Consider the following 25,354-nt stretch of genomic DNA (forward strand, 5'->3'; position numbering starts at 1 on the left):
AATGGGATTTAAATCCAAAAAATTCAGGGGGATCCCCCTGAATTCGTTCAGACAATAAACCTATTCATCGTCCCGATGAATAACCCTACAAGACCTATTACACAAACTTCTTGACGCTACCGCCGATTTTGAAATGCCTGCATAAGTGCAGGCTTTTTCCATCAAATCGGGTGAAAACATGAGAAAGCCTGCAATTGTGCAGGCTTTTTAAGCATTTTCTTCCCGAAATCCAAAAAAGGCTTCGAAAGGATGCATAATCGCAGGCTTTTTCCTATTTCCCCGTTTCCAAGAAGAAAAGGATGCATAATCGCAGGAATTTCGCGATTTCCCCATCCCCAAGACGGAAGGGAAGCATAATTGAAGGAATTACGCGAATATGCGGACGGGCCTGAGGCCAATCTGCCAGCATGAGCAGACTCAGGCCAATCAAGCGAATCAAGCCACCCTACCATGATAGTGTGTATAAACTGAAAGACATGCATAACCCTGCTGTCATCTATCTTTCCGAAAAAAACGCAAATTTTCAGGTGGTGGTAGAGGTGATGGTGGTGGGTGATGGGTGATGGGTGATGCTGATGGAGATGAGTGAGGGTGATAGGTGATGAGTGTTGTGTGAGGTGATCATGATAGGTGATAGGTGATGGCGATGAGTGAAGAGTGATGGTGATGGAGATGAGTGATGGGTGATGAGTGATGGTGATGGATGATGGTGATGGTAATGGTGATGAGTGAGGGTGATAGGTGATGAGTGTTGTGTGAGGTGATCATGATAGGTGATAGGTGATGGCGATGAGTGATGAGTGATAGTGATAGTGATAGTGATAGTGATAGTGATAGTGATAGTGATAGTGATAGTGATAGTGATAGTGATGGCGATGAGTGAAGAGTGATGGTGATGGTGATGGTAATGGTAATGGTTGATGGGTGATGGGTGATGAGTGAAGAGTGATGGTCATGAGTGATGGGTGATAGGTGATAGGTGATGAGTGTTGTATGAGGTGATCATGATAGGTGATAGGTGATGAGTGATAGTGATAGTGATAGTGATAGTGATAGTGATAGTGATAGTGATAGTGATAGTGATGGCGATGAGTGAAGAGTGATGGTGATGGTGATGGTGATGGTGATGGATGATGGTGATGGTAATGGTAATGGTTAATGGGTGATGAGTGAAGAGTGATGGTGATGAGTGATGGGTGATAGGTGATGAGTGTTGTGTGAGGTGATCGTGATCGTGATAGTGATAGTGATAGTGATGGATGATGGTGATGGTTGATGGTGATGGAGATGAGTGATGGGTGATAGGTGGTAGGTGATGGTTGTTGGTGATGGTTGATGGGTGATGGAGAGGTACTGCTGCTGATGGTAGTGGAGATAGAGGGGGAGGCGGGACTGTCCCACAGGGGGAGTCGCATATGTACTGAACGCGTCCCAACTAACATTACCTAACGTCTCCAGACCACCATCCGCGTCGTCACCAATTTGAAATGCCTGCAGAAGTGCAGGCTTTTTCGATCAAATCGGGTGAAAACATGAGAAAGCCTGCAATTGTGCAGGCCTTTTAAGCATTTCCTTCCCGAAATCCAAAAAAGGCCTCGAAAGGATGCATAATCGCAGGCTTTTCGCGATTTCCCCATCCCCAAGACGAAAAGCCTGCATAATCGCAGGAATTATGCGAAATAAACGGACGGCCTGAGGCCAAGCTGCCAGTATGAACAGAGGGCCATTATTGGCAGGCTGCCAACCAGCCAAATAACAAAAAAAGTCATATCGCAGCAAATAAACACAATGATAGCCCACATAAGCGGAGGTATATTTACATTGAGCGAGGTGCGGCCAAACAGCGCATCCTTATAATCAATCAATCGGACAAAACAATATTTTGCTTGCAGAAAGGGTGTGGATTTCTGTTGATGAAGGTGGACTGGCCATCATTTATGGCGAGACATGATATGACTTGGTCTGTTAAGCCGATTTCGTGGGACGAGGGGGCTTTTATCGGCAACGGAGTGATCGGGGCCATGATATATAGTGAGGAGCATCGCGATAAACGCAATGTGCTGCGTTTTGTGCTCGGCTGCACGGACGTCACAGCGCATAAACCTAGAGGCGGATTCCCGCCTCGCGTGCCGGTTGGCGAGCTGCACCTTGAGCTGGCTGGGTGGTATTATCAACCGTCGAGCATTCGGGTTGATTTGTGGAATGCGGAGCTGCGGGCGGACATTACAACGACGGTAGGCACGGTGAAGGTCCGCGCTTTCGTCCACAGCCAGGATAGGGTGCTGGCGGTGGAGCTGGAAACGAGCGAAGGCGAGAAAGATGCTCGAATGGAGTGGTACGCCCACAGTGAAGTGGACCCGGTGCTCAAAAACGCCGACGGCAGCAATCTGAATCAATTTATCCCAAAGGCAGAAGTTACCAGACAGGCCAAGAAGGATGGATTGACGGTTGGCGTGCAAAGGTTCGAATATGATGGAGGTTGTACGATGGCATGGATGGAAGCGCAGGCAGATGAGGGGGCGAGCCTGCGCCGGTTATGGCTTTCGATCGGGAACGGTTTCAGTGACCAGGCACAGCAAAAAACGGAAACAAATGTTCGGAAGGCGGCAACGCAGCCGTGGATGGCTTGGGTGGAAGCGCACCGGAGTTGGTGGCATGATTACTATCCCCAAAGCTTTGTTTCCATCCCCGATACGATGCTGGAAGGCTTTTATTGGGTGCAAATGTACAAGCTGGCTTCCGCAACCCGTTCCAACGGAATGATCATGGACAACCAAGGCCCATGGCTCACGACGACACCATGGGCAGGTGTCTGGTTTAACATGAATGTGCAAATGAGCTATTCACCTGTCTATACATCAGGCCGCCTGGAACTGGGCGAATCGCTCGTTCGTGCTTTTCGCGACAATATGGAGCAGTTAATCCGCAACGTACCTGAGCAGTACCGTGAAGATTCGGCAGGGCTGGGCCGCAGTATGAGCTATGATTTGGTGGGCCCTGTCGGCACTGAAGTAGGCAACTTGACGTGGGTATGCCATAACTTATGGAGGCATTACCGCCACGCGATGGACACGCCTATGCTCAAGGAGCTGCTCTTTCCACTGTTGAAGCGAAGTGTGCAGTACTATTTGCACCTGCTGGAAGAGGGCGATGACGGGAAATTGCATCTGCCCCCGATGATTTCGCCCGAGTATGGCTCGTTCCTGCAGTTAGCTGTACCAGACACACACTATGACTTGGCATTGCTGCGCTGGGGTTGCCAAACTTTGCTGCGTATTTGCAGCATTCTTGGCTTGGAGGACCCTGGCCGGGCCCGTTGGGAAGAGACCTTGGAGCAATTAACACCGCTGCCTGTCGATGAGACTGGTTTTATGGTTGGCGGGGGCCAGCCGCTGGAATTCGGGCATCGGCATTTCAGCCATTTGATGGCTGTCTTCCCGCTGCATTTGATGAGCGGCGATGCGCCTCAGGAACGAGAGCTTATCGTGCGCTCGCTTCGCCATTGGTTATCGAGAGAGGGAGACTTGCGCGGTTTCACGTTTACCGGTGCCGCTTCCATCGCTGCCGCAGTGGGGGAAGGTGACGAAGCGCTCAAGTATTTGAAGACGCTGATGCATCTTCTGAAACCGAACACGATGTACAAGGAAGCGGGTCCAGTCATCGAGTCGCCGCTCGCCGGTGCGGAAGCGATCCACGATATGCTGCTGCAAAGCTGGGGAGAAGAGATCAGGGTATTCCCTGCCGTTCCTTCCGAATGGAAGGAAGTTGTGTTCCATGATTTACGAGCCGAGGGCGCATTTGTGGTTAGCGCGACTCGTTCCGAAGGAGCTACGGCATGGATCAGGGTCAAAAGCTTGGCCGGACAGCCATGCCGCATTAAAACGGACATGCTGGGAGACATTCGTGTGTCCGCAAGCTCGGCGGTGCAGCTTCATTCTCTGGGCGGCGGCGTCTACGAGCTTGAACTGGCGCAGGGTGAAGAAGCTGTGCTCTATAGTGCCAACCATACCGCTGCACAGTCATGGGAAATTCAGCCTGTACCGGCGGAAAGCCATTTGTGCGGATATTTTGGAGGACGCAAACCATGGCGTCTATATGGGCTGCCAATTCAATAAAGAGCTGATATGATCCATAGCTCACGAAGTTGTACAGACCGCTCGGCAGGCTTGCCGAATGGTCTGTCTTCATTTTGCATGCCCATTTGGAATATTAACTTAGGGAATTTATGATTTTGATGACTCTGTTCAGGTTTTAAGGGGTATCCAGGCGAACCGGAAATGTAAAATAATAAAGGTGGTTAACCTTTTTAAACAGGGGGGCAAGCGAATGGCCAGAATCTTTATTGTTGACGATGAACCGATTATCGGGATTGGCCTCAAAACGCTAATTTGGGAATATAAACGGTTTAGTGAGATCGATACGTTTACAGACGGTGAGTCAGCGTTGTCGAGCATCATGGCTAACCCTCCTGACGTTGTGTTGACGGATATTCGAATGCCTCGTATGGACGGTCTGGAGCTCTGCCGACATATTCAGCAGCTAAAGCTCTTCACCAAAGTGGTTGTGCTTTCGGGTTACGGGGATTTTGCCTATGCGCAAAAATGTATGTCGTACGGCGTACAGGAATATCTGCTGAAGCCTATTACAGAAATTGAACTTTTTCCAGTGCTGGATAAAATGCTCGCCATGCGGGAAACGACGCTTATTTCCTTCACCCTTTTTGAACAGTGGATTGATCAATTGGAGGAAGCGGTTTGGATGTTGGACAAGGTTCGGGCCAATGAACTGCTTGAGGAGGGAAAGAGGCAGTTGTTCGCCGTTGAATCGGACACTCAGCAGTACCAGCGGGTATATGACGCTGTTAGGCTGCTTCGCAAGAAACTGAATGCCAGAGGGGCGTACAGGTTGGAGGTAAAGCCGCTTATTGAGGAGAGCACGGTCATCACGATTACGTATGAATGGTTTCAGGCCGAAATTGGCATATGGATGCAGCGACTGAGCGAGTATCGCAAGCATGAAAGAATCAATGTTTTGGAGGCGGCTATTCAGTACATCGATGAGCATCTTTTCGAGGAGGAGCTTTCACTGGACATGGTTGCTGGCAAGCTAGGTGTTACGCCGACCTATTTCAGTCATTATTTTAAGAAAAATACGAACGAGACCTTCGTGCAATACCGGATGCGCAAACGAATCGATAAAGCCAAACAACTGCTTGCTGTTCCGCACTACAAAATCATCGACATTGTAGCCGAGGTCGGTTACGAAAGCTACCCCCACTTTTCCAGAGTTTTCAAAAAGGCAACGGGCTATTCCCCTACCGAATATCGCGGGCTGCTCGGGATCAAGTAATGAGAAACAGCTTGGTACGCAAGGTTTATCTTTACTTTGTCATTATTATCGCACTGACCTTGGTGACGGTGGGGGTTACCGGTTATTGGCGGTCGTCCAACGAATTGGAGAATCAGTATGAAGGGCTGCTGACGCAAATCGTTGACAATGTTTTGCATGAAACCGATTTATTTCTGAAAAGCTACGAGCGGGCAACGGTTTCTATTCTGATCTCTCCTGTCGTGAAAGAGGCTCTTGATCTGCCAAGAAATTCGACGACTGGCTTTTATACATCCGAAAATGCTATGAAGGGGGTATTTCAACCGGTTCTCATCAACAATCCGGAAATATCGATGACGTACATTATCGGGTATAACGGTTTTCAGGCAACGGATTTCAATATCCATATTGTTCCTTTTAATTACAAAGGTTTTGAAGAATATATCGAGCAGATGAAGGAAGACGATGATATAAATGGGAATCTGACGATTCAGGAGTCCGGATTTCTGGACGGTCATCTCACACTTATTCGCGAATTGGCGGACCGAACCTCATCGAAATCATTTAAAGGCATTATGGGCTTCGAACTCAAGATTGGGGAGTTGAATACGCTCTGGAAGGGCATAAAACTCGGAAAATCTGGGTATTTTTTTATCGTCAACGATCGTGGGAGAATCTTATATCATCCCGATCAGAGCCGGATCGGCAAACAGCTTGACGGCATGCATTTTAATACGGTTGAAGCCAATAAAGACCAAATATTTGAATTGCCCGGAGAACCAGGGCGGGTGTTCTTTAGTCGAAAGTCCGACTACTCCGGATGGACGCTGGTGGCCAGCATGTCGGTGGATGAACAGAGCAAACCGATTTCAGACTTGCGGCAAACAACGCTGCTCGTAGGTATCTTCACATTGATTTTGGCTTTATTTCTAGCTTATCGGTTCGGTCAATCTATCGTTCGTCCAGTTCGACTTCTGGAAAATGGGATGCGTCAGACGGCCAAAGGCCAGTGGACCCGAGTACCTCTGACTGGAAGCCGTGATGAGATGGATCAGCTTATTACCAGCTACAATACGATGGTCACCCGGCTGGAAGAGCTTGTCGATCGGGTTTATGAGACCGAGCTGCGCAATCAGGACAATTTGATGAAACGGCAGTTGGCCGAATTTCAAGCGCTGCAATTGCAGATTAATCCGCACTTCTTGTACAACACGCTGGAAATTATTATTTGTTACGCTGTTATCCAGAAATCAAGTGAAATCAAAGATATTGTTCGTTCTCTGTCGTATATGCTGCGCTATTCCATACGCACCGATTTGGAAGAAATTACGGTAGCCAACGAGCTTAAACACATTCTGTATTTTATGTCTATTATGAAATACCGCAACCAGCGCGAATTTGAAATCGATGTTCGCATCAGTACGGATTATTTGCTGGACAGCATGGTTCGCTTGACGCTGCAGCCCTTGGTCGAGAATGTGTTTAAGCATGCGTTTCCTTATGGGATCGAGGATACCCACACGATTATTATTGACGCCTGGAAGGATGAAGCGGATTTTTATGTCACAGTGGAAGATAATGGCTGCGGTATTGAAACGGAATCCCTGCTGCAATTAAATACGCGTTTCCAGAACAGCCGGGTGGATAGGCTGCTGGATACACCACCCACATCCGAAGGCAGCATCGGGCTGCTTAATGTGCATAATCGGATTCAGATGGTGTTCGGAGAGCAGTATGGACTTTCGATACAAAGCAACCTGGGCGTAGGCACGAAGGTTACGATTCGCATGCCGTCGTCCAGCGCAAAAAAAGTCATGCCGGTGTAAAACAGCACAATGCTTGGCTGCCCCCTTTTTTTGTATGCTACCTATAGAAAGACATCAAACATACCGAGTCATGGACATCGAGAGAGGGAGGGATTTATGGAAGTTTCGGCTAGCAAGAGCAGTATCTTGTCTGCAACTGTCAATAAAAAGGAAAATTACTTGTCTAGACTGAAGAAAAACGCATCCAGCCATTGGCAGCTCTATTTGTTTATGCTGCTGCCGATTATTTATTTGCTCATATTCAAGTACGTGCCGATGTATGGGGCTTTGATTGCGTTCAAAAATTATCTTCCGACCAAAGGGGTTTGGGGCAGCGAATGGGTAGGTCTGAAGCATTTTGATCGTTTTTTCCATTCGTATGAGTTTGTGCGGATTATGAAAAATACGATCCTGCTCAGCATCTATAGTTTGTTTGCAGGGTTTCCGTTCCCAATTATTCTTGCGCTTTCCTTGAATTACGTCAACGCTCGGTTCTTTAAGAAAACCGTGCAAATGATTACTTACGCGCCGCATTTTATTTCTGTAGTCGTGATGGTTGGCATCATTCTGCAAATGATGGACCCACGGGTTGGCCTCGTTCAAACGATTATGAAATATTTCGGCTTGCCGACCATCAATTTCATGGGCATACCTGAATGGTTTTCACACGTTTTTGTCTGGTCCGGTATTTGGCAAAACGTTGGTTTTTCCTGCATCATCTATTTGGCAGCGCTTGCAGCAGTCGATCCTTCGCTGCATGAGGCAGCTGTTGTGGATGGAGCCAATAAAGTGCAGCGAATGTGGCACGTCGACTTGCCGGGTATTATGCCGGTTGCCGTTATCTTGCTGATCATGAACACCGGCCATGTGCTGGACATAGGCTTCGAGAAGGTACTGCTGATGCAGAATCCGCTGAATATGAGCTCATCTGAGGTCATTGATACTTTTGTGTACAAAGTCGGCTTGGCATCGACAGCCATTAACTATTCCTATTCGTCTGCCATTGGATTGTTTAAATCAGTCATTAATCTGGTCCTGCTGGTTCTCGTCAATCGGATAGCTAGAAAGTTGGGGCAAACCAGTCTGTGGTAATAAGGAGGCACGTCTATGACGGGAAGCATTAAAGAAAGTGCGGATGACAGGCTTTTTACAATTCTGAATTACATCATCCTATTCATTTTTACGATTACGATTCTGTATCCTCTGGTTTACATTGTCAGTGCTTCCTTCAGTTCATCCACGGCGGTTATTTCCGGCAGAGTCTGGTTGTATCCGGTAGAGCCGACGCTAGCGGGTTATGAAGCGGTATTTAAGCATCGTTTAATTATGTCGAGCTTTTTGAATTCAGTCTTTTATACCGTAGTGGGAACGACGATCAATGTGCTTTTTACGCTCATTGCGGCTTATCCGCTGTCTAGAAAAGATTTTATGCCACGCAATGCCATTATGGCTTTGTTCGTATTCACAATGATGTTTTCAGGCGGATTGATCCCGTCTTACTTGGTTGTGAAAGAGCTCGGAATGATCGACACAAGGTGGTCTCTAATTATTCCGGGGGCGCTTGCTGTTATGAATATGATCATTGCCCGCACGTATTTCCAAACGACCATTCCGGATGAAGTGCTTGAAGCCGCTCAAATGGATGGATGCAATGATTTTACGTTTGTGTGGAAAATCGTGCTTCCTTTGTCAGGTCCAATCATCGCTGTCATCTCTTTGTTTTACGCAGTCGGACATTGGAACCAATATTTTAACGCACTGCTTTATTTAAAACATCAGGAGTTGTACCCGATTCAATTGGTATTACGGGATATTTTGGTGCAAAACGAGGTCGATGCGTCGATGATCACCGACGTTGCCGATCAAGCAGCAAGGGATGGCCTGCGGGAGCTTTTGAAGTTCTCTCTTATCGTCGTGTCTACGCTGCCCGTGCTCATCATCTATCCATTCATACAAAGGCATTTTGTCAAAGGCATGATGATTGGATCACTCAAAGGCTAAAGGGGGTTTTTACATGAAAAAAGGGTTAACAGCTTTAGTAGCGATTACGGCTTCTCTAGCGCTTCTAAGTGCATGTGCGGACAGCGGACAAAAGGGTGCAGATCCAAAGACGGAAGCAGGCGGTGACGATCAAGTAACCGCAGCAGGTGTATTCCCGATCACGAAAGAAAAGACGACGCTAAGGGTCATGGTCAAAGGCTCCAGCATTGTCGAAAACTTTGCAACGAACGAGTTCACCAAGTGGCTGGAGGAGAAAACGAACATTCACATCGATTGGGAAGTCGCTCCGGAAAAAACATTTGCTGAGAAGCTTAACGTTTCACTCGCAAGCGGCGACTATCCGGACGTGCTGCTTAATATGAGCGTAACGCCGGTTCAGCAGTCGATTTACGGCAAGGATGGCGTGTTTATTCCACTTAACCCATACATTGATAAATACGGCGTGGAAATGAAAAAGATGTTCGAGCAGGTTTCCTATGTCAAAGATTTGATTACGATGCCTGACGGCAAAATTTATTCGGTCCCTCAGGTGAATGATTGCTACCACTGCTCGCTTGGTCAAAAAATGTGGATTAATCAAACATGGCTAGACAAGCTCGGATTAAAAATGCCGGAAACGACGGACGAGTTTTATCAAGTACTCAAAGCTTTTAAAGAAAAAGATCCTAACGGAAACGGCAAGGCAGATGAGATCCCGCTTGTCGGCGCTACCAACGGCCCCTCCTCGACATTGGACTTGTTTCTGACCAGCGCTTTTATCGAGAAGGATTTCAACTTGAAATTTGTTAAGGATGGCAAGATTCAAGTTGCCTATAATCAACCGGAGTGGAAGGAATCTTTGAAGTATATTCATAAGCTGTTTGCTGAAGGTTTAATATCTCCGCAATCGTTTACACAGGATAGAAACCAGTTGAAACAAATGGGCATGAACCCGGAGATCCCGATCGCAGGAGCTATCGCCTCCCAAAACCAAACGGTATTTGTCGATGCGGATAACCCGAGATTCAAAGACTATGTATCCGTGCCGCCACTCAAAGGACCGTCTGGCATACGCTCAACTGCGTATAATCCATATGCGGTATCTACAGGTCAATACGTGATTACCAATAAGGCCAAAAATCCTGCTGCCGCATTCCGTATGGCTGACTTGCTGCTTTCAGAAGAAGCGACGCTGCGCAGCACGCAGGGCCGTCCTGATCAGGAATGGGTGCGTCCGGCGCAAGGAGAGCTTGGCGTTAATGGGAAACAAGCGAAGTGGAAACCGATTGCCACGTTTGGCAAGCTGCAGAACATCCACTGGGCACAGGCGGGGCCGTCGCTGCGAACCAACGATTTGCGATTAAGTGTGGTAGCGGATCCAAAAAATTCACTTGAACTTATTTTGTATAATGAAACCAAAAAATACGAGCCATACGCAACCGATCCGAGCAAAATTGTGCCGCCATTGTTCTTCACCAACGAACAAGCGGAGGAGCTTTCTACGCTCGAGAAGACGCTTACGGACTACCGCACTGAGTTTTTTGCGAAGACGGTTACAGGATCGCTGGACATTGACAAGGAGTGGAACAACTATTTGAGCACTCTGGACAAAATGAACATCAAACGCTACCTAGAAATTTATCAGCAAGCCTATACCCAGTATAAATCAAAAAAGTAGCCGCATCCAAAGAGCAATCCTGTCTCGTGAGAGTGAGGTAGAAAATGAAAGAAAAGAACATGAAGAAGCTTTCACCCGGAGGACCGTTACATGTAAATCCTTCACCCCGTAAACCTAATGTGGTGTTTCTCATAGCGGACGATCATCGTGGTGAAGCTATTGGCGCGTTCGGCAATGAAACGGTGCAGACGCCTGTATTGGATTCGCTGGCTGCCAGCGGGACATCTTGCCGTAACACGCATATATTCGGCGGTCTAAGCGGAGCGGTTTGCGCGCCGAGCAGAGCGTGCGTCCATACGGGCATCCCGATCTTCCGGGCGATGATCGGCAAAGACATGATGAACCGGGAGCATTCGAACGTTATTCGTCCGGATGTTCGGCTCATGCCGCAAACGATGCAGGATGCCGGGTACCTGACGCATGCGATCGGCAAATGGCATAACGACAAGGCAAGCTTCGCCCGAAGTTTCGAGGGAGGAGATAAGCTGGCTTTTCGCGGAATGAGCGAGCATACGCAGGTGCCTGTGCACGACTTTGACGTGACTGGGGCTTATCCGAAGGAACAGGAGTATGTGGAACATACGTTCTCTACGGAGCTGTTTACGGACGCTGCCGTCAACTTTATTGAGGATTACCAGGAGGACCGGCCGTTTTTCCTGTATGTAGCTTATACCGCGCCGCATGATCCACGAACGGCGCCAGAGCCGTATGCAAGCATGTACGACAAATCCGGCATTCGGCTGCCTCCGAACTTTGTGCGGGAGCATCCATTCGATACCGGCGATATGACGGTTAGGGATGAGAAGCTTGCAGGATGGCCGAGGGACGAAGACGAAATTCGTGGGCATATAGCGGATTACTATGCGATGATAAGCCATATGGACGCGCAAATCGGTAGAGTCATCGAAGCGCTGAAGGCTAAGGGCATCAATGACGATACGCTTATCGTGTATACGGCTGATCATGGCTTGGCGGTCGGACAGCACGGACTGATGGGCAAACAGAACCTTTACGAGCATAGCGTGCGCATACCGCTTATCTTCCGGGGACCAGGCGTGCCGGAGGGCAAGCAGGAGCTTGCGCTGGCCAGCAATATCGATATTTTTCCTACCGTTGCCGGGTTATGCGGCGTCGACCTGCCGGAGGAGACGGAAGGCATAAGTCTATGTCCCATCTTTGCAGAGGAAAGTGATAGCGTTCGCGGTATCGTGGGCTCGGTTTATCGAGATGTCCAGCGGATGGTCACGGACGGAAGATGGAAGCTGATCCGTTATTATCGCTCGCCGGAAACGAACACAGGAACGGAACGAATCCAGCTGTTCGATCTGCTGAGCGATCCTTGGGAAACGCAAGATTTGTCGGCAGAGCCGGCAAATGCCGGGGTCATCGAACGGCTTGCCTCCGAATTGGCTTCATGGATGCAAGCCAGCGGCGATATCATGCAGGATAAGCCGGTGATTCCTGCTGCACCCTTGGCTTGAGCCTTATCATAAAGAGTCGCGGAAATCGCGGCTTTTATTTTAATTTAACATTTGGAGTGAGCGAGGAGTTACCGGCTGTTTCGCGCGGAGTTACCCGTCTGCCTTGCGCGGAGCTACCAGACAGCCTTGCGCGGAGCTAAGGGAACTACAGGGCGCTATTCCAGTCAAAAGTGTCAATATTGCGAGGGTGAGGGAACTGTAGTACGCTATTTTGCCGTTTGGTGGGAAATTCAGCGCTTTTGGTGGAAATAAGGCCCTGTAGTTCCGCTAGCCCTCTAGCATCTCTGCTTTTTGCCTAAATAGCGTCCTACAGTTCCTTTATATAGAGAGAATAAGGCAGCTGAACGAGCATATTACAAAAAGTCCCACATTGGCAGAATAGTAATTTTCTAGCTTGCCTATATACAAAGAGGTGAATGGAAGCATGCAAACGATTGAACTAAATAAAGAGTGGTTTCGGGGGGCCGTTTCCATCGAAACGACGGACACTGGACTCCGGCCATGGCGATTACCGCATGATCAGCTCAGCTTATTTGCCTCTAAATTGGTGGAGAAGGCAGGGGAAGCAGCGGGGGTTAGAGTTGCTTTTATAAGCGATTCAACTTCAGTGGAGCTGCATGTCGCTAGAATGGACAAAGATATACGGTTTGCCATCGTGATTGAAGATGAATTAGTCGAAACCAAATCCCTCCTTGCAGGAGAAGAAATTTGTTTATTTACTAACTTGCCACGCAGCATGAAGAGGGTTGATATTTATTTGTCGCAAGATGCTGCCGTCATTGTAAAAGCACTGAAAGTCGATGAAGGGGCATCGGCCGCTCCCTTGCCAAACAATCAGCCCCGGTGGGTTGCCTACGGCAGCTCGATTACGCACTGCAGCTCAGCTGAAAGTCCGGCTCTGACTTGGCCGGCAATCGTAGCACGCAGCAAAGGTTGGGACCTGACCTGTATGGGATTTGCTGGACAATGCCATTTGGAACCGATGGTTGCTCGCGTCATCCGTGACCTTCCCGCTGACGTTATTTCCATGTGCCTCGGCATTAATGTAATGGGCGGCAATAGTTTAAATATCCGGACGTTTCGTTCGGCTATTATTGGCATGGTGTCGATCATTCGGGAAAAGCATCGCAACACGCCCCTATTTTTATTTTCGCCTATTTATTGCCCTCACAGGGAAACAGATGAAAACATAGTAGGGATGAACTTGGTTGCAATGAGGCAAGAAATCCAGGAAGCGGTGACTATTTTAACTTCTTACGGGGATTCCAATCTTACCTATATAGACGGTCTGGAAATTCTTGGAGAAACTTATGTTGGCATGCTGCCAGACCACCTGCATCCGAATACGGAAGGGAATAAAATGATGGCAAAACATATACTAGATAAATGGATAGGAGTACAAAACAATGGTTAGAAAAATGTCTGTTCCACCCATGCAGTTGGTCGATTATGATGGAGAGGGTACGCAGTTGTGCGCCGTTGTGGAGGAAATTGGGACTATCACGTTAAAAAGGGCGCTAATTCCCGAGCCTGCTGAAGGAGAAGTAAGGGTAAAGGTGAAATGGGTAGGGATATGCGGCAGTGATGTGGAAGTATTTCGCGGGGCTCGCGAGCCGGAGTTTGTCTCGTATCCGACAAGGCTTGGCCATGAAGTGGCTGGCGTTATCGATAAAGTAGGACCCAATGTCATCGGTCTTAAGGTGGGAGATCCTGTAGCACTTCGCTATATTTGGGGAGCCTTCGCTGAATATGTTTGCTGTACGCCTTTTTCTGTCAAAGTTCTTCCGCAGGCGCTTCCTCTCATTGAAGGATCGCTGATTGAGGTGCTTCCCGGCATTATTCATGCGGCAGAGCTTGGCGATATTTCCCCTCACAAAAATGTGCTGATCACTGGACAAGGCGTCAGCGGCTTGGTGATGACGCAGGTAGTTAGCTTGTATAGTCCGCGGAACCTTGTGGTAACGGATTTGTTTGACGAAAAGCTGGAACTTGCCCGTAAGTACGGGGCAACCCATACCTATAAGATGCCGTCGCCAGACGCGAATACGATGGACATTTTGGGCAAAGATTTCCCGGATGGCTTCGATGTGGTCATTCCCTGCTTGCTGGAGGGGGACGGGATGGTTGATGCGATCGATGCGGCTTCCCAGAATGGGCGAATCGTCATGTACGGGTGCATTGGGACTTGCCATAAGCCAGTCGATTTCTTTAAAATTCACAAGAAGAGGCTCGACATTTTCTCAACGGAACCGAAGCGGGATATCGATAATCGCCATTATTTCGACAAAGGCTTGCAGCTGGTGCTGGATGGACTCGTCAATACGGAGGAAATGATCACGCATGTGGTCCACTTAAGCAACATTGCCGAAGCGTTTAAGCTGCGTAATGAGCATAAAGGCGACACGATTCATGTCATGATCGATTGTGAAACGAACGTATGATGCAAGGAGCGGGTATAAACCATGATGAATCTAACAAAAGTATACGAGCAGAACGAACGCCTCTCCTTATTTGATACGAAGTGGATTATCCAGCAAGCCGATGCGTCGCTGAAGGAAAGCCCCATTTCTATTACGAGTGCAAGAGCTGCCAAAAGCGAAGGCGGCCTGCACGATTATTATTCGAACGGTGATTACTGGTGGCCAAACCCCGACACCGCAGACGGACTGCCTTATGTACGCCTCGATGGTGAAAGCAATCCCGATAATTTCGACAGCCATCGGCTGTTATTGCGAAGCATGAGAACCCATGTGGCGAACTTGGCTGCTGGGTATTCAGTGACGGGAAACGAGGCCTACGCAGAGAAAGCGGTAAAGTTTTTACAGGAGTTTTTCCTGAATGAAGCGACGAAGATGCATCCGCATCTCCTCTATGCGCAAGCCATACCCGGTATTTGCTCCGGCAGAGGTATAGGTATTATTGATACCCTGCATTTGATCGATGTGCCGTTCGCTATTGAGGCTCTGAAAGCTTCAACTCGCATGACCGCCGACATGTATCAGGGACTTCAGATGTGGTTTGCCGACTATTTAACATGGATGAGCACACATGAGAATGGCATTGAAGAGATGAATGCGCCTAATAACCATGGGGTTTGCTGGTTCGTGCAGGCGGCAGCTTTTGGCTGGTTTACGAATAACGAAGAAATGCTTCGCTTTTGCAGGCAAAAGTACAAAGAATCGCTGCTCCCTGACCAAATGGCCCCAGACGGCAGCTTCCCGCGTGAGTTAGCGCGCACGAAACCGTATGGCTACGCGATTTTCGTGCTGGATAATATGGTGACGCTGTGTCACATTCTTTCGACGCCGGAACATAATTTGTGGAACTTCGTGCTGCCTGATGGTCGTGGAATCCGCAAAGGTCTGTCCTATCTGTTCCCTTATTTGCAGGATAAGTCCACTTGGCCGTATCCTCCGGACGTAGAGCATTTCGAGGGCTGGCCGGCTAAGGTTTCATCGCTGTTATTTGCAGGGCTGGCGCTTGACAGCAAGGCTTATATAGAACTGTGGAACAGCCTTGATTCGGACCCTTCGGACATGGAAGTTCGTCGCAACATTGCGATCCGCCAGCCCTTGCTGTGGGTAAGATAGAATCACCAAAAGGATCTTCGCTACCAGTGGAAGGTCCTTTTTGCTTTGCGTACAGGTATTGCAACTTTGGTGAAGAGAAGATACAATTTCTAGTAAATTCGATTACGCGGAAGGGATGGTGATCTTGTTTTGAAAATGCCTTTTATTTTACGCCTTGTCCGCAGTCGCAAAAGTGCACTTTCGACGATAATCGCCTCCAATTTATTTATTCTTTTGATACCGCTTGCAATGGGGCTTTTTCTGTACGCAAAAGTAGAACAAAGCCTTGAGCGAAGCACGACAAAGTCCAATGCGGCCATGCTGGAGCAGTTGAAACTATCCCTCGATAACAAATTGTCGGAAGTGGATACGCTGATGCGGCAGGTTGTATTTGATCCGAAGCTGGATTATATGCTGCGAATCCCGGCCAACTCGAATGATTTTGACAAATATGAGTTTATCCAATTCATGCGGGACAAGATGAGTAAGTATCACAGCATGACCAGCAATTTTATCCTCGATTACTACGTATATTTCGCAAGCAGTGATACGATTGTGAAATCGGATGTGGTAACGGACTCGCGGACCTTTTACTCGATCTATTACGCTTATAAGAATATGTCGTATGAGGGATGGCGCCAGTTGATGGATAAGGAGCATAACATGTCTTATTTGCCCGTGGCTTCCCTATCTAGTGGGGCAGATCAGGCACCGAAGGATGTTGTCACGTATATACAAACACTTCCCATTCATTCACAATCCCAAAATCTCGGCAATTTTACTGTATTGATTGATGTCGACCAGGTTAAGCAATTGTTCGCGCAGCTGGAATCGGCCAGCCATAGCTCCGTTTATATTATTGACAACGCAGGCAATACGATTATGAGCAACAGCGAAGTTCCCTTTCCTTCCGATTTGTTAGGGCGCATTCAAGGAAGATCAGGTCCGTTTGATTACCGGCTCGGGAGTGTGGATCAGGTCGTTTCGGTCACATCCTCCCAAAAAGCAGGCTGGAAATATGTATCGATCATGCCCAACGATGTTTTTATGCAGCAGGTTAATCAAATTCAAAGCTGGTCAATCGGCCTGTTCATTCTCTGCTTGATTTGCGGTTTAGTGGCTGTCAGTATCGGCGCCTACCGCACGTATAAGCCTCTGCAGAAAACGGTAAACGCTATTATGCGCGGAAAAGAAATGATCAAACGTCCTTCCTCGAATGAATATGAGTTTATCCGGCAAACGATGGAAGGCTCCATTCATGAAGAGAAAAACCTGCGCATGGCCTTAACGCAGCAAATCCCGTTTATACGAGCCAACTACTTGTCACGTCTTTTGAATGGTCGCATGGATGTGGACATATCGATTGAGAATGGAGAATCACTGCAGTTTATGAATTTGACATTTATAAGCGAATGCTTTGCAGTCCTTATTGTCAAAATCGAGGATGGCTATGGCTTAGTGGAAGAAGATGAACAGCAATGGGCACATGCAAGGTTTATCATTTCCAATATCGGTACGGATCTGATTGCAGCCAACCATAAAGGGTTTTCCGTGGAACTCGACCGAGATCGCATTGCGCTTCTCATTAACCTGACAGCAAATCGGGAGAAATTCGCCGAATCGGATATCCGGGAAATCGCTGACTCGCTCTTCAGAATCATCACGCAAAGGTTCCAAATCGGCATGACGATCGCCGTAGGCGGGATTCACTCGGGGCCTAAAGCCATACGCGATTCTTATCCCGAAGCACTGGCAGCCCTTGAATATAGGTTGATTCTTGGTAAACATACGACGATTCATTTTCAAGATATCCTCGAAGTGAAGCAGCACTACTATTATCCGCTTGAAGTTGAGATACAGCTCATTAACTTTGTTCGCGGCGGTGATGCAGAGAATGTGGAAAAGTTGTTGGACAAAATATATTCGATGAACTTCGATTCCAGCCATATCACGCCAGAGCTGGGCAGATGCCTATTTTTCAATGTGACAAGCACGCTCTTGAAAATTATTAATTCCACCAATACCAATCAAGATGAGGTGCTTGGCGCGGGTTTTGATCCCATCAAGGAAGTGTTCAGTTATCCAACTGCGCAAGGGATGTATACCAAGACAAAAGAGTTTTACGAGATGCTGACCCGCTCGTTTAATTTGGAACGATCCGATCACAGTGTTCAGAGACTTCAGGAGATCGTATGCATGGTCCATGATAACTTAGATGACTCTAACCTTGGTGTTGCCCAAATTGCTGAACGTATTCAGATGACACCGCAATATCTCTCCACGTTTTTCAAAAAACATCAAGGGCAAAACTTGCTGGATTACATCACACATAAACGGATTGAACAAGCGAAGCAGTTAATGGAAAACAAAGAACTGACGATCGTGCAGATCGCCAAGAAGATCGGCTACAATAACGATGTCGTCTTCATCCGAGCGTTCAAGAAGCTCGAGGGTGTAACGCCGGGCAAATACCGGGAGACCATGCTGCCGGAAATCATCGGCGCAGATAAATAAAGCAGCCTCTTGGGGCTGCTTTATTTATTCACAGCGGCTACTGACGATTTCTAATACGGACTGATCATTTCTCTTCTTGCCCGGATTTCTTAGTAAAATACAACGCAAATGAGAACTAGGCAGTAGGCATGCCGGAGCAAGATAAGCATACTTGGAATCAGGTGCTGGATAACAGTCATCGGTGCCGATTTGGGTTACTCATATATAGGGAGGCAAGAAGAATGAAGAAAAGTTTGAAGCAAGCAGGATCTATTGTATTGATATCTGCGCTGGCGATTTCGGTAACCGCTTGCGGCGATAATACGGGAAGCAGCAGTTCATCGGCAGTGCCGCAGTCAAGCAATGATGCACAGCCGCCCAAATTGACGAAATTGACGTATTGGGTACCGAATCACTCAGCAGCCTCATCTCAAATGAAAACATATGCTGAAATGGGCATGTACAAGGAACTTGAGAAAGCAACCGGGGTGAAGGTTGAATTTCAGCATCCTCCGCTCGAGGTTCCCCAAGCGCAAGAGCAATTCAACTTAATGATTGCGACCAACGAACTTCCGGATGTCATTGAAGCGAGTTGGGGAGCGACCAGCGGCGCGGTTATTCGATACCCTGGCGGACCGGAAAAAGCGATTTTAGATAAGAAAATCATTAAGCTTAATGATCTCATCGACAAGTATGCACCGAACCTTACGAAGCTGCTTGCGGCACATCCAGACTGGAAAAAGCAAATTTCAACGGATGAAGGAAGCATTTATGCGTTCCCCTTCCTGCGCGGAGATGACAAGGTCAGGGTATTCTTCGGTCCATCTATTCGCCAGGATTGGCTGGATAAGCTGGGTTTAAAGATGCCGACAACGATCGACGAATGGTACACGGTATTGAAAGCTTTTAAAGAAAAAGATCCCAATGGCAACGGCAAAGCGGATGAGATTCCTATTTATTTGGACAAAAATCTGTTTGCAACCGATGCGCCTTTCCTCGGAGCGTGGGGCATTAACTACAGCTTCTATCAAGATGGAGGCAAAGTGAAATATGGACCGATTCAGCCTGAATACAAAGAATTCCTCGCAACCATGAATAAATGGTACAAGGAAGGCTTGCTGGATAAGGATTTCGCAGCACCTAACGATAAATTATTCGATAACAAAATGACGACCGATCTCGTGGGTGCAACGGCTTCATTCAATGGAGGAGGCATTGGCAAATATGCTGGACTCATGAAGGATAAGGAGCCTAAATTCGATCTGGAAGCTGCCCCTTACCCTGTCTTGAAGGCTGGCGACAAAGCGATTTGGGGACAAAAAGATTTTGCTTTTAACGGTGTTGGAGCAGCGATCTCGGCAGCCAACAAAAACCCTATCGAAACGGTAAAATGGCTTGATTATGCGTATGGGGAAAAAGGCGACCTGTTGTTCAACTATGGGGTAGAAGGCACTAGCTATAAAATGGAGAACGGTAAAGCGACCTTCCTGCCAGAAATTTTAAATCCTCCAGCAGGAACCAGCATCCAACAATCCATTGCCAAATATAATCGCGCAACATGGAGTGCTCCTTTTGTCCTAAGCGATAATTTCCAAATGCAATATCTTGCTTTGCCGCAGCAGAAGAAAGCTTTGGAAATCTGGTCGAAGCCAACGGCTGAACGTAAAATCCCGCTTGTATCTCCGACACAGGATGAAAGCAGCAAATTCGCTTCCATTGTGACCGACATCCAGACCTATCAAGATGAGATGCTCTTGAAGTTTATCATGGGCGTTGAACCACTCGACAACTTTGATCCGTATGTGAAAAAGATTCAGGGAATGGGAATCGACGAAGCGATTAAAATCCAGCAAGGAGCACTCGAACGTTTCAATAAACGCTAAGAAACAGTTGAATCAGGGGATGAATCAGGTTTGTCCCCTGATTTCTTTTTGTAACTAGAGAGAGAGGCTAGGAAATTATGAGGCAAAGTGCTGCAAATAATATAGCTGAACATGCGGTGACGACAACGAAAACTTATCGCAATCCGACAGTCCTGCAAACCATACGAGCTGATATGAAACGGCATTGGTCCATTTATGTGATGGCTCTTCCTGTTATTGCGTATTACCTTATATTCCATTATGGACCGATGTACGGATTGCAAATTGCTTTTAAAGATTTCTCGCCAGCGAAAGGAATTTTGGGCAGTTCATGGGTCGGATTTAAACATTTCCAAAGCTTTTTTAACGGTATTTACTTCTGGCGATTAATCAAAAATACGATTTTAATCAACCTCTACGATCTGTTGTTCGGCTTCCCGGCCGCTATTATTCTAGCGCTGCTGCTTAACGAAATTCGCCAGAGCGTGTTCAAACGGGTTGTACAGTCCATCTCCTATTTGCCACATTTCATTTCGATCGTGGTTGTGGCTGGGATGATGATTGATTTCTTAAGCCGTAATGGTCTCATTAATCAAATCATGGGTACCTTTCATATCGAACCGATTGACTTCTTGCAAAAGGAAGGCTGGTTCCGTTTTCTATTCGTTTCGTCTGGCATATGGCAAGGAATCGGTTGGGGCTCGATTGTTTATTTGGCTGCGATGGCTACCATCGATCCGACCCTGTATGAGGCGGCTAGAATGGATGGCGCAAACCGCTGGAAGCAAACGCTGCATATTACGATTCCAGGCATTATGCCGACAATCGTTATCTTGTTTATCCTGCAAATGGGCAATATGCTGACGGTCGGCAGTGAAAAGGTGCTGCTGCTGTACAATCCGCTTACTTACGGAACTGCGGACGTTATTTCGACTTATGTTTATCGCAAAGGGGTACTAGAGGCAAGTTACAGCTTCACAGCAGCTGTTGGGCTATTCAACTCGGTGATCAGCTTTGTTCTGATCGTAGCGGCCAACAGCTTTGTCAAACGGATCAGCGAGAACAAACTGTGGTAAGGAGATTTGCACATGAAACTAACCCGTGGAGAGCGAACATTTGGCTACTTCAATATGCTATTGATGCTTGTCCTTTGCGCGATAACCCTCTATCCGTTCTTGTACGTGGCACTCGCTTCGATAAGTGATGCGACGTCATTGCTGCAGCATCGAGGGCTAATGCTCAGACCGGCAGGCTTTAATCTCGGTGCCTACAAAGCCGTGTTTGAGAACCCTATGATCATGAAAGGGTATCAAAATACACTTGTCTACGTCGTGCTGGGCACAACAATCAACCTGTTCATGACAGCTATAGGTGCTTATGTATTATCCAGGCCGAATCTTTATTTTAAAAATATCATTATGTTCGTTATCGTTGTGACAATGGTGTTCCACGGTGGACTCATTCCGAGTTATCTGCTCGTGAACAACCTCGGTATGATGAATACAATGTGGGCTATTCTCATTCCAGGTGCGATCAATACGTTCAATATGATTATCATGCGTACTTCCTTTCAAGGAATCCCAGTCAGCTTGGAGGAATCAGCCAGAATGGATGGCGCAGGCGATTGGAAGATTCTATTCCGGATCGTCATTCCCCTTTCAATGCCAGTGATGGCCGTCATGATTTTGTGGTATGCAGTAGGGCATTGGAATTCCTATTTTAATGCACTAGTTTATTTGCGGAATCGTGAAGCCTATCCTCTCCAGCTTGTGCTCCGTGAAATTCTGATCTCGAACAATACGGATTCGATGATGGCAGGAGGAGGCGACGACAAATATGCCTTCGGAGAAACGATTAAGTATGCGGCGATTATGGTCTCGACGCTGCCCATCATTTGTCTGTATCCGTTCCTTCAGAAGTATTTTGTCCAAGGCGTGTTGATTGGGGCTATTAAGGAATAAGGAGAGAAACCTATGCGAGGCGTTACATTCGAGAATGCTCCGAGCAGCTGGAACGAGGCTTTGCCGCTCGGAAATGGACATTTTGGGGGCATGGCATATTTCGAGGATAACAAGCTGACGCTAGCGCTCAATCATTATGAAGTTTATTATCAGAAGCTTCATCGTTACAGCAAGAAGTATCGGAATGGGGAAGACGGTCATTTCTCGCTTCAATATGGACGAACGTTAGACGAATTGAGGAAGCTGGCGGTAGAGCGGTACCGTAATTCCGAGCAAGAGCCTATATTTCTATATGGCGACGCGTTATCCACAAGCAGTATGTACAGGAAATATGGCAAGTCCTCCGGCGGAGCCTCCCATTATCCGACTGGCGAAATTCACCTTTTTCCTTCGGAGCAGCTCACAGAACCAGACAATTATTCCCTAGGGCTGGATATTGAAAAAGCCATTGTTCAGTTGCGTGTGGAAAAAGGGAAGGATCAGCTTGCCGTGAGCACGTTGATTGCCCAAGATGGCGATTATGTCATTACGGAAATTAATCAGACGAATGCGTCCCTGTTGCAAGCAGTAGCGATGTCTGTTCCCATAGGAAGATATGTAGATATGCAGGTGGCGTATCACCAATTGGATGACACGACGTTTTATTATCAAGGAGCTTTCTATCCCGATGGTGAAGATAAGGAGCAATACGATCCGTTCTCGTTCATTGTGATGATGAGGATCATCGGAGCAAAAGGAAGCGTGGTCGCCGATTCCAATGATCGCCTTCAAATTGCCCTCCAGGATACGGAGGCGCACATGACGCTGCTTACAACCGTGGTGACGGAGGAGGAAACCAAGGAACTGCTTCATACCGCTCTGATGAGATTGAATAAGCCCTTCCCGCATGTCAATGACATGGTTGCGCATCATCAAGCCCATTGGAAAAGCTTCTGGTCTCGTTCCTCCATCACCTTGCCGGATGCAATGCTTGAAGAGCTTTGGTATATCAATTTATACGCAATCGCCTGCTGCAGCGGACAAGGCGGCACAATGCGCGAGCAAGCATGCGGATTGAACGGCTTGTGGGATATTAAACAGCCAACCAAGTGGGGCAGCATGTGGTACTGGGACGTTAACATTCAAGCTGCATTTTGGCCGCTTTATACGGCTAATCACCTTGAAGCTGCGGAAGTGTTCCATGAGGGGCTGCTCTCTTACATTCAGCTTGCCGAGCAAATGGCGAAGCAATTTCATGGTTTGGACGGCATCGCCGGGGATTATCCGCATGCGTTGTATGTAAGCATATGGCCTTGGTGCGCGCAATTCCTTTGGGACTATTATCGCTACAGTATGGACCTTGATTTCTTGCGGGAAAAAGCGTATCCGCTGTTTAAGCAGCTTGCAACATTTTTCGAAGGCTATTTGCAGGTGAATGCTGAAACAGGACGATATGATGTATTCCCGGATATTTCACCGGAACAGGGGCCATTGACTCGAAACTCAACTTGCAGCCTGGGTACAATTAAATATTTGTTCAAGATAGCCATAGAATCGGGCAAGCGGCTTGGCGAAGCGGAAGCTGATCAGCGCAAATGGCTGCAAATCGTGAATAACTTGGCAGCATATCCAACCGCAATGTCCAAGCGATACGGTGATATCCTGCTCGATTCGGAATGGGCGCCTGCCGACTTGCATTTGCGGCATCCTTCGCTGCTTATGCCGATTTATCCGATTGGAGAAATTGATAAAAATAGTGATTATTTATGGCGGCAAAGGGCAGAAAATACGCTTCGTTATGCTGCGAATGAGACGGAATTCGGGATGTTTCAATTCGGTTGGCTTTCCTGTGCCGCCTCAAGACTGGGGAAGGGCAACACCGCGATTAGACTGTTGTATGAGCAAGGCATAGACCTATCGCTCAGATGCAATGGGTTGTTTGCAGAAGAAACGGAACGCTGGATGAACTACTGCAACATCACGAATGAACCGTTGTACCATCCATGCATGATGGAAGCTTCCGGAGAAATGGTCGCTGCGGTAAACGAAATGCTGCTGCAAAGCTATGATGGCGTGATCCATGTATTTCCGGCGCTGCCTTCAGGGGAATCTGAGCAGGAACGTTCGATTGGGCTGTACGAGCATGAGGTGAAGAACAAAGTAAAGACATATGAGAAATGGAGCGATTGCTCGTTTCAAGGCTTGCTGGCTGTAGGTGCTTTCGAGATTAGTGCTGAGTTGAAGAATGGCGGCACAACTTCGGTCTATATCCGAAGCAAGGCAGGTTCAAAGGCTGTAATTCGCAACCCGTTTCATCGCAGTCAAACTGTGCTAATTGCCAAGAAAACCGGTCATTCCTGGAGCCAAGTGAATTATGAGCAGGAGAATGGATGCATGTCTTTTGACACGGAAAAGAACGGGGAATACGCGATTTATCCCCATGCGGAATCGGTACTGCCGGAGCTTTTTCAGTTCAAATCTAATCTCACTCCTATGCAAAGAGCGCATCCACTTGTTCACGAAGCCCATACACATCGGCGCGTATTCCTAGGCAAAAACCAGGATACTCAGCATTTCAGGACGCTCGACCATTTCACATTCGACTATTATGCCGGCAATTCCCGTGAATCGAGGCTGGCTGTCTATCGGTTCGATTTTGGCTTGATGTCGCATATGGTAGCTAAAAATTATGACAAAGTGCTGCCAAGACAGGTGCATACGGAAGGCGTCCTTGGTCAAACTTTTCGCCCAATAACACTCGAGACGTTGTTCAAACCGTATTCAGGCATCGGATGGGAAAGCGTGGAAGGTCTTGCTGCGGAAGACCGTGGAGAGCCTGACGAGCTGCGCAGAGATTTTATCGGTGGAAAGCGTGATGCGACGTTAATGGTGGAGCTGCCGAAGGGGAGGTACGATTTGCTTTTCATATCAGGAGATCAAGAGGAGCCTTCCTATACAGCAGTTGAGATCGTAGGTCAGAGCGCTTGGAAACCTGAGGGAGTATTGAGGTCTGGCCTATTTGCAACAGAAATGCTGCCAGTAACCCAGAGGAAGGACGGATATGTGAGAATCCGATTCAGCACGTGCAAAGGCTCTCAGTGGCGAGTGAATGCGCTCATTATCAATAAAAACTATACGTATTTATAGACGAAACCAAGGAAGGGGGGTGAGTTATTAAGTAGAGAACAAGGTAGGTGGAGGGATTTCAACAAATACAA

At 47.6% G+C, this 25,354-nt stretch carries 15 protein-coding genes; all 15 read left to right on the forward strand.

Going from position 1 to position 25,354, the window contains the following annotated elements; translation table 11 throughout:
- Positions 1-1,937 precede the first annotated feature (1,937 nt).
- The 15 genes from HQN90_RS13185 to HQN90_RS13255 all read left to right on the forward strand — a co-directional run bounded on the left by HQN90_RS13185 (position 1,938) and on the right by HQN90_RS13255 (position 25,283).
- A complete protein-coding gene (locus tag HQN90_RS13185; protein WP_246362308.1) occupies positions 1,938-4,115 on the forward strand; it encodes a glycosyl hydrolase family 95 catalytic domain-containing protein in 2,178 nt (725 codons plus the stop codon).
- 211 nt (positions 4,116-4,326) lie between these two features.
- Complete coding sequence (locus HQN90_RS13190) at positions 4,327-5,349, forward strand: response regulator transcription factor (protein WP_173218900.1); 1,023 nt, start codon at positions 4,327-4,329, stop codon at positions 5,347-5,349.
- A complete protein-coding gene (locus HQN90_RS13195) occupies positions 5,349-7,154 on the forward strand; it encodes a cache domain-containing sensor histidine kinase (protein WP_173218902.1) in 1,806 nt (601 codons plus the stop codon). The genes HQN90_RS13190 and HQN90_RS13195 overlap by 1 nt, the downstream gene beginning before the upstream one ends.
- 96 nt (positions 7,155-7,250) lie before the next feature.
- The gene (locus HQN90_RS13200) at positions 7,251-8,225 is read left to right on the forward strand and encodes an ABC transporter permease (protein ID WP_173218903.1); all 975 of its coding nucleotides are present in this window, start codon (positions 7,251-7,253) and stop codon (positions 8,223-8,225) included.
- A 15-nt stretch (positions 8,226-8,240) separates the two neighbouring features.
- The gene (locus HQN90_RS13205; RefSeq protein WP_173218905.1) at positions 8,241-9,134 is read left to right on the forward strand and encodes a carbohydrate ABC transporter permease; all 894 of its coding nucleotides are present in this window, start codon (positions 8,241-8,243) and stop codon (positions 9,132-9,134) included.
- A gap of 13 nt (positions 9,135-9,147) precedes the next feature.
- Positions 9,148-10,791 carry an ABC transporter substrate-binding protein gene (locus HQN90_RS13210; protein ID WP_173218915.1) on the forward strand — a complete coding sequence of 548 codons (1,644 nt, stop codon included), beginning with the start codon at positions 9,148-9,150 and terminating at the stop codon, positions 10,789-10,791.
- A 44-nt stretch (positions 10,792-10,835) separates the two neighbouring features.
- A complete protein-coding gene (locus HQN90_RS13215) occupies positions 10,836-12,272 on the forward strand; it encodes a sulfatase family protein (protein WP_246362311.1) in 1,437 nt (478 codons plus the stop codon).
- Between the two features lie 424 nt (positions 12,273-12,696).
- A complete protein-coding gene (locus HQN90_RS13220; RefSeq protein WP_173218918.1) occupies positions 12,697-13,686 on the forward strand; it encodes an SGNH/GDSL hydrolase family protein in 990 nt (329 codons plus the stop codon).
- Positions 13,679-14,713 carry a zinc-dependent alcohol dehydrogenase gene (locus HQN90_RS13225; RefSeq protein ID WP_173218921.1) on the forward strand — a complete coding sequence of 345 codons (1,035 nt, stop codon included), beginning with the start codon at positions 13,679-13,681 and terminating at the stop codon, positions 14,711-14,713. Before HQN90_RS13220 ends, HQN90_RS13225 begins: the two co-directional genes overlap by 8 nt.
- Positions 14,714-14,734: 21 nt before the next feature.
- On the forward strand, positions 14,735-15,862 hold the full coding sequence (locus HQN90_RS13230) for an alginate lyase family protein (protein ID WP_246362314.1): 1,128 nt from the start codon (positions 14,735-14,737) through the stop codon (positions 15,860-15,862).
- 135 nt (positions 15,863-15,997) lie between these two features.
- Complete coding sequence (locus HQN90_RS13235) at positions 15,998-18,355, forward strand: helix-turn-helix domain-containing protein (protein ID WP_173219333.1); 2,358 nt, start codon at positions 15,998-16,000, stop codon at positions 18,353-18,355.
- 221 nt (positions 18,356-18,576) lie between these two features.
- Positions 18,577-20,217 (forward strand): type 2 periplasmic-binding domain-containing protein, encoded by a 1,641-nt coding sequence (locus tag HQN90_RS13240; protein WP_173218924.1) that lies wholly within the window; start codon positions 18,577-18,579, stop codon positions 20,215-20,217.
- A 173-nt stretch (positions 20,218-20,390) separates the two neighbouring features.
- Positions 20,391-21,272: an ABC transporter permease gene (locus tag HQN90_RS13245; protein WP_246362337.1), complete on the forward strand. Its 882-nt coding sequence runs from the start codon at positions 20,391-20,393 to the stop codon at positions 21,270-21,272.
- Between the two features lie 12 nt (positions 21,273-21,284).
- Positions 21,285-22,157 (forward strand): carbohydrate ABC transporter permease, encoded by an 873-nt coding sequence (locus HQN90_RS13250; protein ID WP_079410081.1) that lies wholly within the window; start codon positions 21,285-21,287, stop codon positions 22,155-22,157.
- Between the two features lie 12 nt (positions 22,158-22,169).
- Positions 22,170-25,283, forward strand: coding sequence for a glycosyl hydrolase family 95 catalytic domain-containing protein (locus HQN90_RS13255; protein ID WP_173218929.1), 3,114 nt, complete (start codon positions 22,170-22,172; stop codon positions 25,281-25,283).
- Positions 25,284-25,354 lie beyond the last annotated feature (71 nt).

This window comes from Paenibacillus alba (assembly GCF_013204855.1).
GTDB classification, from domain to species: domain Bacteria; phylum Bacillota; class Bacilli; order Paenibacillales; family NBRC-103111; genus Paenibacillus_E; species Paenibacillus_E alba.